This is a genomic window from Cohnella soli (genome assembly GCF_042655525.1).
Classification (GTDB): Bacteria; Bacillota; Bacilli; order Paenibacillales; family Paenibacillaceae; genus Cohnella; species Cohnella soli.
On sequence record NZ_JBHSMI010000056.1, the window covers coordinates 194,410 to 210,304 of the forward strand.

15 protein-coding genes and 2 pseudogenes are annotated in these 15,895 nt (G+C 46.7%); 5 read left to right on the forward strand and 12 right to left on the reverse strand.

The window, feature by feature from the left end:
- Positions 1-15: 15 nt before the first annotated feature.
- The 5 genes and pseudogenes from ACFPOF_RS28230 to ACFPOF_RS28250 form a co-directional block, all read right to left on the reverse strand.
- A pseudogene (locus ACFPOF_RS28230) lies at positions 16-147 on the reverse strand (glutathione peroxidase); the annotation flags it as partial.
- 223 nt (positions 148-370) lie between these two features.
- Positions 371-835, reverse strand: coding sequence for a GNAT family N-acetyltransferase (locus tag ACFPOF_RS28235; protein ID WP_378138733.1), 465 nt, complete (start codon positions 833-835; stop codon positions 371-373).
- 47 nt (positions 836-882) lie between these two features.
- Complete coding sequence (gene cysK, locus ACFPOF_RS28240) at positions 883-1,818, reverse strand: cysteine synthase A (protein WP_378138734.1); 936 nt, start codon at positions 1,816-1,818, stop codon at positions 883-885.
- Between the two features lie 154 nt (positions 1,819-1,972).
- Entirely contained in the window at positions 1,973-2,686 is a 714-nt protein-coding gene (locus ACFPOF_RS28245; RefSeq protein WP_378138735.1) for a class I SAM-dependent methyltransferase, read from the reverse strand.
- A 244-nt stretch (positions 2,687-2,930) separates the two neighbouring features.
- Positions 2,931-3,575 (reverse strand): HAD family hydrolase, encoded by a 645-nt coding sequence (locus ACFPOF_RS28250; RefSeq protein ID WP_378138825.1) that lies wholly within the window; start codon positions 3,573-3,575, stop codon positions 2,931-2,933.
- A 650-nt stretch (positions 3,576-4,225) separates the two neighbouring features.
- Between ACFPOF_RS28250 and ACFPOF_RS28255 the strand changes: the two genes are divergently transcribed.
- The gene (locus tag ACFPOF_RS28255; RefSeq protein WP_378138736.1) at positions 4,226-4,795 is read left to right on the forward strand and encodes a DUF4062 domain-containing protein; all 570 of its coding nucleotides are present in this window, start codon (positions 4,226-4,228) and stop codon (positions 4,793-4,795) included.
- Positions 4,796-5,334: 539 nt separating this feature from the next.
- Here the strand turns inward: ACFPOF_RS28255 and ACFPOF_RS28260 are convergent.
- Complete coding sequence (locus ACFPOF_RS28260) at positions 5,335-5,715, reverse strand: hypothetical protein (RefSeq protein WP_378138737.1); 381 nt, start codon at positions 5,713-5,715, stop codon at positions 5,335-5,337.
- A gap of 463 nt (positions 5,716-6,178) precedes the next feature.
- Between ACFPOF_RS28260 and ACFPOF_RS28265 the strand changes: the two genes are divergently transcribed.
- Entirely contained in the window at positions 6,179-6,643 is a 465-nt protein-coding gene (locus ACFPOF_RS28265; protein ID WP_378138738.1) for a hypothetical protein, read from the forward strand.
- A gap of 493 nt (positions 6,644-7,136) precedes the next feature.
- Here the strand turns inward: ACFPOF_RS28265 and ACFPOF_RS28270 are convergent, their stop codons facing one another.
- From ACFPOF_RS28270 to ACFPOF_RS28280, 3 genes and pseudogenes are all read right to left on the reverse strand, one after another.
- A complete protein-coding gene (locus tag ACFPOF_RS28270; protein WP_378138739.1) occupies positions 7,137-7,718 on the reverse strand; it encodes an LOG family protein in 582 nt (193 codons plus the stop codon).
- Between the two features lie 23 nt (positions 7,719-7,741).
- Positions 7,742-7,930 (reverse strand): annotated as a pseudogene (locus ACFPOF_RS28275) (MazG nucleotide pyrophosphohydrolase domain-containing protein); the annotation flags it as partial.
- 114 nt (positions 7,931-8,044) lie between these two features.
- Positions 8,045-10,615: a helix-turn-helix domain-containing protein gene (locus tag ACFPOF_RS28280; protein ID WP_378138740.1), complete on the reverse strand. Its 2,571-nt coding sequence runs from the start codon at positions 10,613-10,615 to the stop codon at positions 8,045-8,047.
- A 204-nt stretch (positions 10,616-10,819) separates the two neighbouring features.
- On the opposite strand from ACFPOF_RS28280, the gene nadB reads away from it, so the two are divergent.
- Complete coding sequence (gene nadB / locus ACFPOF_RS28285; protein ID WP_378138826.1) at positions 10,820-12,445, forward strand: L-aspartate oxidase; 1,626 nt, start codon at positions 10,820-10,822, stop codon at positions 12,443-12,445.
- A 178-nt stretch (positions 12,446-12,623) separates the two neighbouring features.
- Positions 12,624-12,950, forward strand: a complete 327-nt coding sequence (locus ACFPOF_RS28290) for an NIPSNAP family protein (protein WP_378138741.1) — start codon at positions 12,624-12,626, stop codon at positions 12,948-12,950.
- A gap of 357 nt (positions 12,951-13,307) precedes the next feature.
- Here ACFPOF_RS28290 and ACFPOF_RS28295 read toward each other — a convergent pair whose 3' ends face one another.
- The 3 genes from ACFPOF_RS28295 to rlmH all read right to left on the reverse strand — a co-directional run bounded on the left by ACFPOF_RS28295 (position 13,308) and on the right by rlmH (position 14,818).
- Complete coding sequence (locus ACFPOF_RS28295; protein WP_378138742.1) at positions 13,308-13,649, reverse strand: darcynin family protein; 342 nt, start codon at positions 13,647-13,649, stop codon at positions 13,308-13,310.
- A 78-nt stretch (positions 13,650-13,727) separates the two neighbouring features.
- Positions 13,728-14,315 (reverse strand): Crp/Fnr family transcriptional regulator, encoded by a 588-nt coding sequence (locus ACFPOF_RS28300; RefSeq protein ID WP_378138743.1) that lies wholly within the window; start codon positions 14,313-14,315, stop codon positions 13,728-13,730.
- Positions 14,316-14,338: 23 nt separating this feature from the next.
- Positions 14,339-14,818, reverse strand: coding sequence for a 23S rRNA (pseudouridine(1915)-N(3))-methyltransferase RlmH (gene rlmH / locus ACFPOF_RS28305; RefSeq protein WP_378138744.1), 480 nt, complete (start codon positions 14,816-14,818; stop codon positions 14,339-14,341).
- 128 nt (positions 14,819-14,946) lie between these two features.
- Here rlmH and ACFPOF_RS28310 point away from each other — a divergent pair, with 128 nt between their 5' ends.
- The gene (locus ACFPOF_RS28310; RefSeq protein WP_378138745.1) at positions 14,947-15,354 is read left to right on the forward strand and encodes a VOC family protein; all 408 of its coding nucleotides are present in this window, start codon (positions 14,947-14,949) and stop codon (positions 15,352-15,354) included.
- Positions 15,355-15,895 lie beyond the last annotated feature (541 nt).

Sequence of the window (15,895 nt, forward strand, 5' to 3'; positions counted from 1 at the left end):
ATGTACTTAGTCTCTAACTTCAATTTTCTCGAACATCGGAAACGTTACGCCAAAAGTGCTCCTGCAAAATTGTTGCACTTCAGCGTTATTGCCGGGCTCTCTGGCATTGAATTGGTTACAAGGAAAACTGAGTATTTCCAACCCTTGTAAATGAGAAATCGTTATTTGTTAAATATATAATAAAAATAACTTTGATAGGATTAAACAATAAGAAAATGAAAGGCGCTTAACTGACAACGCTTTATACCTGATCCAAGGGCTAATCAAGCCTACACAACATGCATGGAAGGCCGTCGAACTAGTCGGCGGCCTAATTGTTTGTGACTTAAATGCCGTACTACGATAGCTGATCTCATATTGATTGAATTCGTTATGACACAATGAATAATTCCATAAATATTTCAGCAATTTCATTATCATTGTATTTTGGTATCTCATAAAAGCCAAAACTTCGAAACACTGACATCGCTTTATAAGATTGTTTCTCAGTGTCCAACCTCAGCTTTATTAATCCAGCTTGTCTTGCAAATTCTATTACTTGGCTCATCATGCTTTTACCGTAACCCATATCTTGATATTCAGGTAAGACGAAAAATCTCTTTATTTCACCAATTTTGTTTTCAGAATCAATACCCTTTAAACCAATAGTCCCAATAACGCTCTGTTCTTCCTTCAGTAACCAAAAACCTCCTCTCGTCTCAAAATATAGCGGTTCGATACTTCTAATATCTGAATGCAACCCTTCAGGTTCAAAGACATATCCTCTGGAAACATACATGGTTTTCATAAACCCTTCCAATTGATCCTGGTCTGATTTAATGTATCTCTGCAGCAATAAGCATTCCCCTCTCTTGTAATAGCTGTAGCTGCTTTACAGCTGATCTACACCTCGGGAAATAGCGGTGTTGATAGATACCTCTCGCCTGTATCTGGAAGAAGTACAACAATATTCTTATCTTTATTTTCTGGCCTTTTTGCGATTTGGAGTGCAGCATATGCAGCTGCCCCAGATGAAGTCCCGACCAATAACCCTTCTGATTTGGCCAGAAAACGGGCAGTTTCAAATGCTTCCTCATTTCTTACTTGGAAAATTTCATCAACGACAGACCTATTAAAATTATCAGGCACAAAACCCGCACCTATACCTTGAATCTTATGAACACCTTTATTCCCTCCGGAAAGTACAGCAGAATCAAAAGGTTCAACCGCTACAATCTTAACTGTAGATTTCCTTTGTTTTAGTACCTCCCCAACCCCTGAGATTGTTCCCCCTGACCCAACACCACCGACAAAGATATCTACTTCTCCATTTGTATCTCGCCAGATTTCTTCAGCTGTTGTCTTCTTATGAATATCTGGGTTAGCGGGATTTTTAAACTGTTGTGGTATAAATGAGTTAGGAAGTGTCGCAGCTATTTCTTCAGCCTTTTTTATTGCACCTGACATTCCTTCTGGGGCAGGTGTTAATACTAATTCAGCTCCAAGAGCGATCAATATCTTCCTCCGTTCAACACTGAAACTTTCAGGAAGTGTAATGATCAATCTATATCCTAAAGCGGCTGCCGCAAAGGCTAGACCAACTCCTGTATTTCCACTTGTAGGCTCGATAATTACTGAATTCTGATTAATGAGTCCTCTCTCTTCTGCATCTTTAATCATTGCTAATCCAATTCTATCCTTAACACTTCCGGCAGGGTTAAAGTACTCTAATTTAGCAATTATTTTTGAGTGGATTTGATGTTTCCTTGAAAAATTCGATAGCTCTAATAACGGTGTATTACCAATAAGGTCTGTTAGATTTTTTGCAATTCTTGTCATAGCAATCCCTCCAACAATGGAATTCCAACTAATTTAGTTGGATTTATGAGATCACCTTAGCATGCATGGAAAATAAATACAAGAAAAACATCCGCTCCACGGATGGAAAGGATGTTTCCGGCTGATATCGCTTCCCCGATGCGTGAACATGGCGTTAGCTGATGCCGCCCTTTCTTCGAGCTACAAACGTAATCCAATTACTTCTGAATTCAATTTCTTTACCGTATTTCACTTCATTAAGCGCCTGTGGAAGATTTCTTTCAATTAAGATCTCCCAGTCCTTATAAAGCTCTTGTAAATATGAAAATGCTTCTTCCGTCTTTAAATTTAATTCAATTAAGCCTTCTGAAATTTTCCCTGTTTCAATATCTATTTCCTCTATTTCTGTACTCATAAGGATTGTGTTTATTCCTCGTTCTTTAGTTCCATCAATCATTCGTTTTACAACTTTCCGAAATGCTTCAACAGAAGATACATGTTCTAGGCAAGAGCATGAAACGATGTAATCAAATTCATTAGGTAATATAGAAAATGATTCTGCATCAGCAACTTCCGGGAGGATCTGATTATCGACATCATATTTCTTTGAATTCTCAACTAAAATGTCAATAGCGGTCGGAATCAGATCAATACAAGTAATCGTTCCATTATGGTTCTTTAAAATCTGTGCTATTGGAATACTATTTCTTCCTACTCCACAGCCTAAATCAAGTACTCGTATTCTATTGAGATTAAGCAATTCAAGCATTTCCAAAACGACCTTAACCGGTTTTGCTAACCACGTTCCAGGTTCAAAAAGGTCATTCTCTGTGTAAAATGATTCATGATATTTAATCTCCTCAGATCTTGCTTGAATAAAATTATTCATTGGTCACCTGGTTTAAAGTTTTTTAAGCACTTGGGTGGTTTCAGCTCACGTTCATGTGTTCACGACGTCCCACTGACTTAAGGCGATAAAGTCGCCGGGCGCGATGCGCAAAAGTGAGGATTTCCGGCTATATGTCTCTCTGCTATTGCCGATTACTTCTTTCGAATCCACATCAAACTTCTGCCAGACCAAGGCGGATCGACCGCCGATACGTGAACATGGTGTTAGCAGAAGTACCCGACTTCTATGAAAAAGCCTCCAACAATTCCTTCACGGTCTTTATATGGTATGTTGGCTTAATATTTATTATTTCTTCCTCACTCCCATATCCGTATCCAACCCCTATAGAGGCAATTTGATTATTATGCGCCCCTATTATGTCATGTTTACGATCACCAATCATAATTGTTCTGTCCTTTACCAAATTCCTTGCATCAATAAGATATTTTATAATTTCAGTCTTATCGGACATTGTCCCATCTAGGTTACTGCCACAAACAAAATCAAAGTACTTAGAAATATTGAAATAATTTAAGATCTTCTCCGCAAACACTGTTGGCTTCGATGTAGCGACAATTAATATGTGATCTCGACTAACTAATTCTAGTAAATCCATTATCCCTTCATATAGCTCATTCTCATAAATTCCATTAGTAGAAAAATACTCTCTATAATATTCAACTGCAGTTTTGGCCTGAGATTCCGAAAATGAATATAGATCCATAAATGATTTTGCTAATGGTGGGCCAATAAATAGGTCTAGGTTATCTAAATCGTCTACGTAAATGTTAAACTTAGTCAGTGCATAGTGCACTGATTTAGTGATCCCTATTTTGGGATCAGTTAAAGTACCATCCAGATCAAAAAGTAAGGTTGAGAAATTCATGATTAGATTCTCCTATCTTTTTAGCTCTTCGGGTATTTCTGCCAACGTCTTATTTGCGAAGCTCGCAAATAGTCTTTATCCGTAAGTGTTTTTTGAATTTATGTATATCACAATCATAACACGGAGTTGGAAAACATTGTCGTATTCACTCACAAAAAGTCCCCCTTGGACCTTCTCCAACAGGGGGACAAACATATCTCAATAGCACCTTCCTCCATTACTCCTACAAGCCTCAGGATCCTCCCTGAAATTTAAAATTTTTCGCCGTCACTTATGGTAGGGTTCAGCTTAACGGAGCTATCGGCGAAAAATGCGCCGCGGTGCTTAGCCGTCAACCTTCTTAGCTCATTTACCGGAACTGCCGTAGCCTGATGCTACTACTCAGAATGAGACTCCCGGGGGCAAACAGAAAATAAACAAAAGCCTTATCTTCAACTTGCCCCCGACATAGCAAGTTCCTGCTCGATCTGAACCCGGCCCAGCTCAATAGAACTATGGATCAGAATCCCCCTTATCCATTTTTCCCACATAATAAGCCTTCTATTTGCCGCATGTGCAAGCTTGCCGCATGAAAACCTTAGTTAATTTTGACAAATAAAGTGAGGGGGTGGTAGATTCTATTTATACTAAATCTTTCATATTCGGGTGGGCTTGTGAGAAAAAAATTACAAATTTATATATCGGCTACTTACTACGATCTTATTGAGGAAAGACATACCGCTGTTGAAGCCATACTTCAAGCCGGTCATATCCCTGCTGGAGTCGAGCAATTTTTCAAGGAAAGTCCAATGAACATTAGGAAGAGATGGATCGACGAGTCCGACGTATATATCCTGATTCTCGGTGGATTCTATGGTTTAACGCTCCCTGATGATGAATCCAAAAGCTATACGCAATGGGAATATGAGTATGCCGGAGAAACGGGAAAACCTAGATTTGCTTTTGTTGTCACAGATGAAAAATTAAGACAACTGCCATACGATTTCACAGCAATTGAACACTATCAGAAGTTTCAAGAGTTCAAGCAATCGGTCATGGAACAAGTCCCTACCTATTACGTTGAAGATGTACGGCACATTAAAATGGTACTTCGTGATCAATTGCCGGAGTATGCAGCAAGAGACGATTTGTATGGCTGGGTTTCCGGCAAGGATCTCCCTGACGTTCAAAAGCTGTTGGAAGAGAATGCAAGATTAAAGGCGGAGTTGGAGAAAAAGAAATAAGAAAAACGTCTATCGACTTTCACAGAAGACAGAACGCGCTTAGCGGATGTTTTTTTTACGTTCATCATGAAAGATGGGGTGGAAAAACCGGCCCCTTTCTCTCGTCTTCCTTTCTCATTCTCCTTTAATGAAAAAAATGAGCCCCGAATAGTCCCCTTCAGCTTAGACTTCTGCCTTCCAAACTTAAACTTCCCTAACTCTGCAGGTACCTATAGCACCTTCCTCCATTACTCCTACAGGCCTCAGGACCCTCCCTGACATTTATAATTTTCGCCGTCACTTATGGTAGGGTTCAGCTTTACGGGTCTATCGGCGAAAAATGAGAAGGAGCTTGTCGCGGTACAGAATTGCCAACAGTTTTTGCTCATTAAATTAAACAAAGCTCAATTTCAATAAGGCCACCGAAGTAATCGGCGACCTAATTATCGATGATTTAACTATCGTACTTGTTAGCGTATCTCTCTTAATTCCGGTCTCTTTTCGATGGAAATATAGGTTGGGGCGAAGTTGAACATGAACGTTATTTCAGAAGCCTTCTACTAGTAATATTGTGAGTATAGCTCAAGCATATCATCAGCACAGCCAGCTATGATCGTATTTGCTTGTTCAGCATGCTTTACTGCCTCAGCGTAAAGTTGTAGATTAAAACTAACAGAAGCCATTATTAAATGCCATTCAGCGTCCGTAATTCCCGTATCAGAAACAGTTTGTAGCAGCCCATATGCTTGCTCAAATGGATCGGTCTGGTCGGAATAATCTTGCAGATAATTCAGTGCCCTTGCATATGCTAAAATCATTTCATATGACCACTGTTCCTGAGGATACTGCTGCAGGATTGATTTTATTTCATTATAATTATCTATAAGCTTCATTATATCCATCTCTGCCTCAAGATCGTATATATACTGCATGTCAATCATTCAGCATCACCTCTAGCTACAGTATACTAACAAACTAGACTATACGTTATACCGGATTTAAGTGAACCGTTAAGAAGTACAAGCATCATGCTGCTCTTTTTATATTCACGTGCCAATTTTACCAGTTGTTGATCTTGATGCAAAAGAGGATTTCTTCCGATTTTTTGCTTTCTGCCCGTTAGTTAGAGCAGGTTTGGATTAAATGATCCCATAAAACTCAATTTTTCGCCGTCACTTATGATAAGGTTCAGCTTAAAGGATCTATCGGCGAAAAACTCTATTTTAACCCTGAGACCAAAACTTAAAAGATAGATGATACGATTGTGGCCGAAGTGGCGCCGATTGCAACCGTGAAAGGATAAGTAACATATTGGTGTGCTACGTCCAACTAATCAAGCAGCCATATATCAAAGTCGGCGTAATAGGGCGATAAGGTGAAAATAAATAAGAAAAGGATGATAGTATGTTTATTTTGCAGGGTGTATCATTTCCCCTTCGTACTGACGAAAGGGGTTCGGCATTCTATGTCCATGGCAGTGATGATGGCGACACGATAGAAATATCTGTGGATGCCCACTTCCAAGAAAATACCTTTGAAGAAGATGATAATGTTGAACCATATGTTTCAATCAACCCAATACAAACAAACAAAAATTCATTATCCGATCTCATCGGTATGAGCTTTGAGGTGAAAACCATTGAAGAAGCCGATGAACGGGAGGATACTCTTTACATTTGGGAGCACGAGCCCTTTGAGAATTATCTATTGAACATAGTAGACATTAAAGACGATAAAGTGCACATTCAATGCAAAGGAACGGCAGTTACAGATGGATATGCGGATCCATATAAAACGGTTGAATTTACGATGGACTGCTGGTTACCAATTATTACTAGCGTGGATGATTGGAAAAAGTATGGCCTTTGAACGAGAAACCGAGCTGGGAAAAGCCAAATAAAAATAACGTAATTGATACGGTCAAGCAAGCACCTTTGGCCAAATATCACTTTGGCTCCCAGACCAAAATGTACATGCCCTGATGAGTGAAATGCCTGTCTCAGAATGATTGATAAGTATAAGACATTATGATTTTGGTCACCCGGATATCAGGTGACCTTTTCTAATTTCGGAGGGGGCTGGACATGCGAACCATCAACACCCGACAGGACGTCGAAGACCTTCGCCGGAACGGAACAGTGGTGGACTTATCTTCTATGGTAAACTTCGCCGTCACTTATGGTAGGGTTCACCGTAACATCTATAGAGCGAAATCAAAGGCACCCAATTGGATGCCTTTTGATTCAAAACAATTAATCGTGCTTACAAATTGTCACCCGCATGGGAAGCATTTTTAAGCGTAGCCCTTTCTACTGAACCAATGGGGAAGGGGGTTTTGTTCTTGGCAGTTAGACGTATTAACTCAAGTACGCTGTTCGTTGAGATAACTTTTTACCGAAGGTGCCGAATAGTTCGAAAACTGCTGTAGCATTCCTTCCGGAGATGTATCTGATATGACCATCGCGCGATAGCGCGGCTGCATGAAACCCTCGCACTCCATATGGCTAAACATAGACAGAAGCGGGTCAAAGTAACCATTGATGTTTAAAAGCCCACACGGCTTTCTATGTAGTCCTAATTGGCCCCATGTAAAAATTTCGAAGTATTCCTCCAGCGTCCCTGGTCCGCCGGGAAGAGCAATAAACCCGTCCGCTATATCAGCCATCTTCGCTTTTCGTTCGTGCATGGAATCCACCATAACGAGCTCGGTCAAGCCGTTATGGGCAATTTCACGGTTTTGCAAGAAATATGGAAGTACGCCGATGACTTTTCCGCCTCTTTCCAAAACAGCATCTGCAACGGCCCCCATCAGCCCTACATTAGCGCCCCCGTATACAAGCGTAATGTTTCGTTCAGCAAGCTCGTACCCCAACTTAATTGCACTTGCTTTGTAGACAGAATGGTTACCCTCGCTTGAACCGCAAAAAACTACGATTGATTTCAAGACCAAACACTCCTTCCCTTTGCCTAGGACATCGAATATCTTGATGCAAGCTTTTGCTTATGCGCTTCAAAGATTTCTTCAAGCAAGATATCATACTGATTGGCGATGACAACCAGATTCCCTAGTACATCCCCAAGCTCTTCAACTAGATTCGATCTATTATCTTCAAAGGAACCCTCCGATTCATCGGGACGATCTCGTCCGATCTCCAACTGACCGTTTCAAAAAGCATGCTTTTCGCTGAATTAAAATCGGACAGCGACTCGCTGCCGCCGAAGAAGAAAATACCAAGCGTTGCTCGACAAACGGCGCAACAAGGAATGCCCCTACACCTCTAACGCAAAAGAAACGGCCTGCTCTCTCGTCATTCCTCTTCCAATCGCAATGGCCTCGTTAAACGGCGCATCGCCGCATTCTAGCCTGCAGGTTCGTTTCGCCTGCTCGTAAATCCATTGAAACTGGGGCTGGGCCGCGGAGCCAAGATTGGCTCGTAATTTCTCGGAGACTCCGATCAGCGTAGCGGCCGCCCGGTATTCCCCCAGCCCGCACAACGCGCTTGCAAGCCCCTCGACTCCTCGCGCGAGGAACCACGTTCCCGGATACGTTTGGCAGATGGCGATGCCTCTCTTGAAAAGTGCCAACGCTTCTCTGGGTTTCTGACGGTTTAACGCAATATATCCCAAGGCCCGAAAAGGTCCCGACAACTCCAAGTCGTCTTTTGCTTTCTCGAATAGCGTGGCACTTTCGACGAGCAAGGGTTCCGCCCGTTCCCACTGCTGCTGTGCCACCAGGATGTAACTCAGAGAACCTAATGATGACGCAAGGCTCCAGTCGTCTCCTGAATTCCTGGCATGAAGCACGCTCTCTTCCGCGAGCCGGATCGCTTCGTCCGCTAAGCCCGAATCCGATGCCAGCTGAGTCAGCATGCGAAGCTGAGATGCCAGGAGCGCCGGATGTGCGAGCTTCCGTGCTTCATCCGCGCTTTGTCTGGCCAAGTCTTTGGCTGCATCGACTTCTCCCATGACCCACAGCAATACGCTCAGACCATGCTTCGCCTTGACCGCGTGTTCTTGAACGGAAGTTTGACAGTGCGTCGCCAGAGCCGCACGCAGCTGCGCGCATCCTTCCTGCAAGGTCCCTTCATGCAGCCAGTAATAATAGAGGCAGGACGTCATTCGTATTGCAGCTCCCGCCTCACGCGGATGATCGCAGGCTAGTTTCAGCGCGGAGCGAATGTTGGCGTATTCCCGCCGAATCGCCACGAATGCGGCATCCCGGTCTCGACTACGGAATCCCCGTTCCGCGCTCTCGACGAACCGACAGTAGTGCTCGACGAAGCGGCTGTTCAACCGTTCGCGTTCCTCGTCCGTGCAGTGCCTCTCCCATTGTTCGCTTCCAAATTGTTTAATCGTCTCGAGCATCGCATATCTGCGCCTAGGTCCGCTACTAGCCGAATCAACAAATAGAAACGATTTATTGAATAGGCTCGCAATCAAGCTTAAGGCTTCCTGACGATCGAACCGTCCGAGTGAGGGGTCCGATTCTTCATCCGCGCATATCTGTTCGACCGCGTCTAGCTCGAATCCTCCGGTAAAAGCACTCAGCTTCCGCAGCAGCAGCCGCTCTTGCTCTGTCAGCAGGGCGAAGCTCCATTCCAGGGTGGCTCGAAGCGATTGATGACGGGGGGCAGCCGTTCGCTTCCCAGCTGTAAGGACGGCGAACAAATCGGACAGCCGTTCGTCGATTTGTTCGATGCTAAGCACGTCCGTCCGGGCGGCAGCCAGCTCGATAGACAGCGGGATGCCCTCCAGACGTTCGCAGATTCGCCCGACGATCTTGACGTCCGCTTCCGTAACGCGGTAGGTGGGAGATAGGGCGGTCGCGCGCTCGATAAACAGCTGAACGGACTCGCAGGACAGAATGGCGTCATCCACTGCATGATCCCGCAGCTCATTTTCCGTGGGGAACGTAAGCGGCGGAATCCTCCATACGCGCTCCATGCCGATGTTCAACGGCTCCTGGCTGGTGGCCAAAATGGCGACCTTAGGGGATTCCGACAACAACCGCTCGATGAGAGCAGAGCAATAATCGATCAAGTGCTCGCAGTTGTCGAACACGAGAAGCATGCATTTGTTCCGGATATGGTCGAGCAAGGACTCGATAAGCGGCCTTCCCTTCTGTTCCTTGACGCCCAATACCGACGTGATGTTTCTCAGCGCCGAGAGCGTATCCATCGCCGAAGCGAGCTCGAACAGCCACACGCCGTCGGGATAAGAAAGGCAGGCATCCGATGCGACCTTATACGCCAGGCGCGTCTTGCCACTTCCCCCGGCACCCGCGAGCGTGACGAGGGGGGAATCGGCAAGATGTTGCCGAATCTCCCCGACCTGTTCGAGGCGGCCGATAAATGAGGACATTCTGCTTGGTAGATTCGTTGCTCCATATGGTGCGGTAGCACTTCGCGGCGATTCATCGGTCCTGTGTGCCGGCGAACCTGCCGATCGGATTACGGAGTGAACGTCAGCCTCTCTACCCGCAGAAGCAGCTGCGAGAATCGCCTCGAACCATTGTTCGTCAAAAAGGGGATACATCCGGTTGTTTCCTGACCTGTCGTCATGGAATCGACGGACCGTCTCCCAAAGCAACTGAGCCTCCGCGCGCTCGGAACCGCGAAGAAACTTTTGTTCAACGACAAAAAGTTGAATCAGCAATTGCAGATTATGAGCGCTCGGCAGCCGTTCGCCATTTTCCCACTGCTGAATCGTCCTTGTCTTCACCCCGATCCGTTTGGACAGATCGATCTGCCGCAGCTTCGCCCTTCCGGCCGGGCCCGGTCTCTGCCGCAGTTTGCGAATCATCTCTTCCGGCCATATCCGTTCCGTTCGATTACCTGCCATTTATTCCCCTCCCGATAACACGAACTTACACGAACTCTTCGTACGAACTCGCCTGCATTCTTAGCATAGATGTCATCGTGCTAAGATTCAATCATACCGAACACGCCGAGTAAGCGTGAGGAAAAGACTACGGGAAAACGAGAAGGAGGAATGCGGCATGCCATTCGTACGCATCGCATTAATGAAGGGCAAATCAAAAGAATGATGTTCCCACGCTATTTAGTTGATTTCGATGTGCAGAAGCTCCCTCGCGTCCGGACGGATGTGATCGTCATTGGGGCGGGGATTGCCGGATTGTTTACGGCGATTAAAGCGAGCGAGACGAAGTCGGTGGTAATGATTACGAAAAAATCGCTGCTCGATAGCAATACCCGATACTCCCAAGGCGGCATCGCGGCGGTTATCTCCGATGAAGACTCGCCGGAGTTTCATAGGCAAGACACCTTGGTTGCCGGGGCGGGTTTGTGTGACGAAGCAGCGGTTAGCGTGCTTGTGCACGAAGGGCCGGACGGCGTCCGCGACCTGATTGGAATGGGGACCGTATTTGACGAGGATAACGGCGAATTGGCCTTGACGAAAGAAGGGGCCCATAGCCATCGACGCATCCTGCATGCCAATGGGGACGCGACGGGGGCGGAGATCGTACGCTCGCTGTCGGAACGGACGAAGCTAGACCCGAACATCGAGCTGTGGGATGACCATTATGTGATCGATCTGTTGACCGAGAATGGCGAATGCCGCGGTGCACTTGTGCAGAAGCCGGATGGGACAAGAGTTGTGGTGGAGGCGGACGCCACGATTCTCTGCTCCGGAGGGGCAGGACAACTGTTCCGCTATACGACGAATCCGGACATTGCTACGGGCGACGGCATCGCAATCGCGCTTAGAGCCGGTGCGGAAATTCGCGACGTCGAATTAGTCCAGTTCCATCCGACCGCCTTGTGCTATCCGGGTGCGCCGCGGTTTTTGATTTCCGAGGCGGTGCGCGGCGAGGGTGCGATCCTGCGCAACATGAAGGGTGAGCGCTTCATGGCCCGATATCACGAGCAGCTTGAACTGGCTCCGCGCGATGTTGTAGCGAGAGCTATTCTCGATGAGATGGAAGCAACGAAGTCGACGTTTGTCTACATTGATATTACGCATGAATCGGAAGCATTCGTCAAGCGCCGCTTTCCAACCATCTACGACTTCTGTCTGCAATTTGGGCTCGATCTGTCCACGGACTGGATCCCGGTTGCACCGGCGGCACACTACATGATGGGCGGCGTCAAGACGGATCTGCATGGGGAGACAACGGTGAAACGGTTGTTTGCCTGCGGCGAAGTGTCGTCGACTGGCGTGCACGGGGGGAATCGGCTGGGCAGCAATTCGCTGTCGGAGGCGATTGTGTTCGGGCGCCGCATTATCGAGCGAATCGCAGAGCTGCCTCCGCTTGGCCAGGGGGTGCAGCAGCTCTGCGTGGCGACGCACAGGCAAGAACCGCCGCGGCAGTCGATTGTGGAAAAGCGGCTTAAGCTGCAGAAAATCATGCTGCGCGAAGCCGGTATAAGGCGCGATGCGAAGGGGCTCCAACGCGGATTGGATGAGCTGAAGCGGCAAGTCGCGTTCTTTGACGGGGTATTAACGAAGCTGGAAGAATATGAATTCGCCAATTTGCTTACGTGCGCGTTGCTTACTACGAAAGCCGCTCTGCGACGCGAAGAGAGCCGCGGCGGACATTATCGGGTCGATTACCCGAAGCGTGACGACGACCGCTGGATACGTCATATCGTCTTTCGGTTAACGCCCGAAGGACAGTTGGAGGAGAGCATTCAAGAGGCTGGAAGCTAATGACTACCAAGAACGAGCCGAAGCTGTAGAATCACGGGCTTAACGAAACGAACAAGGAGAGCGGTTTCGAGGTCGGTAGTCCATCTATTAGTAGGTAAAAATCGACATCGCTTGCAGGGATAATCAAATTGATCCCGCGACCGTTACACTTGCGAATTTGACCGAGGAGGCGAGAACATTGTTATATGAATTGCGGGTTTATCATATTCACCCGGGCAAGATGAAGGCGATCCAGGACCGGTTCCGGGACCATGTCCTTGCTTTGTTCGCGAAGCATGACATGAACGTGACGCAGTTCTGGGAAGACTGGGACGAAGGCGAGAATCGGCTGTATTATCTCGTCGAACATGAAGACATGGAGACGCGCAACCTGAACTACGAACGCTTCCTCAGCGATCCGAAGTGGTTGGCGATCAGACAGGTGTCCGAGCTTGACGGTCCGCTCGTGGCGAAGCTGGAAAGCCTGTTCATGAAGAACGCGGCCTTCTTCACGGCCATGTTATGAAATGAAGTCACTGCTTCATAGCGATTTAAAATGATGTAACACTGCATTAACTGCTCGCCTTAGCGCATAGGGTGAGCAGTTGTTTTATGGAAACAGCGACCAAACAGCGTTGCAGCGGAGAACCTTTTTCTTTTTGTTACAACAATCTGATAAGAACTGGCCCAGACCAGTTTTTAAAAAGTTGACATTCCTGAAGCAAGGCATACCTAACATATTGTTAAAGCGGTAATTACCTATAATAACAAAACTTTTTCGCCCTACTTGTGATACGGTTCACCGCGCTGTCTGAAGCGGCATGCTGCTGCTTTTATCAAAAACAACGTTCCCGACTAAGCCGAAGTTGATCGCTTGCTAATGCTATCTATCCATCTTGAGTATTTCCGATTCGTAGGACTGAAATGCATTTTCTATACCCATAATGACATCCTTGATCTTCATGTATCCTTTGGTGTATGGTATAGAATCTCGAATTTCTTCCCACATGTAATGATATTGCTTCATATCGTTCATCTCACATACTGCGAAATCCGTATATTCTTTCCCCGGAAGTGCCTCTGCATCAAAGAATCGAACCTTAATATGTTCCTCGTATTTTTGAATAATTTCCTGTAAGGAACCCGCATGTTTTCTGCGTTCTTCCCGAGGTAATGCCAACCACGAAGGGTAAAACTCCAACAATACAATCATCATATACCGCATCTTCATACCTCCTCTTTTGACGATCTGGATTTGTACCCTAGTGTACCCGACTAGTCATCCATGATGCATTAACATAGGTTAACGCTGATCGGTATGGAGCAATCTGCTCAGTGAAACAGGGGATACGCCTATATACGAAGCGATATGATATTGGGGGATTCGCTTGTCCAGTCCAGGATATTTGAGTAAAAACGCATGATAGCGTTCCATCGCGGACAGGTACAATAACTCGCGTTCCCGTTCCTCTTTTCTGATGTATAGTCTCTCTACACTCCTTCTTACAAACCGTTCCCACATATGGCTTTTATCCATGAGGTCCTTCAGCAGTTCATACGGAATTTCAATGACAACCGAATCCTCCATCGCTTCAATTGTGAAGGCAGATTGCTCTCCTTTTAACGTACTGGCGTAAGAGGTGGCAAAATCATTTTCTAAAGAAAAACCAACATTATACTCCCTTCCATCTGGTAGTGTGTAAAATAAACGAAAAAATCCTTCTGAACAAAAATAAGCATGGTGTACAAGTTGACCTGCTTCAATGATACGCGTTCCTTGGTTCACATGCTTCACACAGGTTCGTTCTACAAACGTATCCCAATCCTCCTCAACAATAAAAAATTGAGAAACCATACTCTCTAATGAACGATAATGATCCCTAGGTCTCATATTTCCTCCCAAAAAACTTGCCGTTATTTATGATACGGTTCCCCCCGATTAATCTTAAACCCCCGATATACCTGCTCCAGCAACAGCACGCGCATCAACTGGTGTGGGTAGGTCATGCGCCCGAACGACAGTTTCTTGTCGGCTCGCGACAAAACAGCAGGCGATAAGCCAAGGGAGCCGCCGATAACGAAGCTGATGGAGCCACCTCCGTAGACCGATTGCTTCTCCATATATGAAGCGAGTTGCTCGCTCGTCCAGGTCTCGCCCTCGATCGCGAGAGCGACGACGTTTGCACCTTCCTTGATCGCGGTTAAGATGCGTTCACCCTCGCGCACGCGGACTTGTTCTTCCTCAGCCGGGCTCATCGAGTCCGGCGTTTTCTCGTCCGGCAGCTCGCGGATGTCGAGGCGCGCATAGGCACCGAGTCTCTTGCTGTATTCTTCGATGGCGCCGACCCAGTATTTCTCCTTTAACTTGCCGACGCAGACAATTTGAATGTGCACGTTGGATGGCCTCCGATGTAAGTCTTTGCTTTACAGCTTATCCTATTCCGGATGCGAAAGGCAAAAGAGATCGCAATAAGCTAAACTGGGAATAACAACAACATTCCCCCGAGAGGACGCGATAACGCATGGCGAAATTAACGCCGTATTTTTACTCTTCCAATGCCGTCGAGCAAGCGAATTTCTATGTGCAAGCATTAGGAGGCGAGTTCCAACACCGGATGACGTACGGACAAGTCCCTGGCACGGACGAAGCGTTCAAAGACAAGATCATTCACATGAGCTTTGTCGCCGCCGGTGTCACTTTCTTCATCGCTGATACGATGCACGGAACTTCAGGAAGCAGCGGTTACGATCTGAGCCTCGAGTTCGGCTCCGAAGAGGAAGCCAGCCAAGCGTTCGCTAATCTGTCCGAAGACGGTAAAGTCATCATGCCGCTGGAAAAACAATTCTGGGGCAGCCTGTTCGGCCGCTTGGAGGACCGTTACGGCATCAAGTGGCAGGTGACGACGGCGGCGACTGAGCAACAGGGATAGCCGATACACAACTGCAGCTTAACCCAGTGTCAATCCGCCTAGGATAGGCATATGCTGAGGCATCAAGTTTGTAGGAGGAGTCTACGATGACTCTCGGCCCTATTGGCCACGGCGGGCCGGGACCATTTCCACCTGGAGGCCCTGGATTCCACGGCGGCTTCGGCCCAGGTCCAGGACCCGGTCCAGTTCAAGGCCCTGGCTTCCACGGAGGACATGGACCGGGATTCCACGGTGGCGGCGGTTTTCATGGAGGCGGCCATCGGGTGCCGTAAAACGTTCCGCAGAGAAAAGCGTACGATCCGCACAAGATCGCACGCTTTTTTCTTATTTAAATAGGGTCAACCATCACGAGGGTCAAAATGTACGCTTGGGTGTTCATCTCGATTAGTCGAGTGACACTCGTAGCTAAGTATAGCTAATCTCGATTCGTTGGTTTTACGAGAACCGGGACTGGCGCGTAGGACGAGCGCATGCCTCAAATACATACAATGCAAATGTAAGTATGCGACGCATGGTAAGGGAGGTGATAGATACGGGGAGA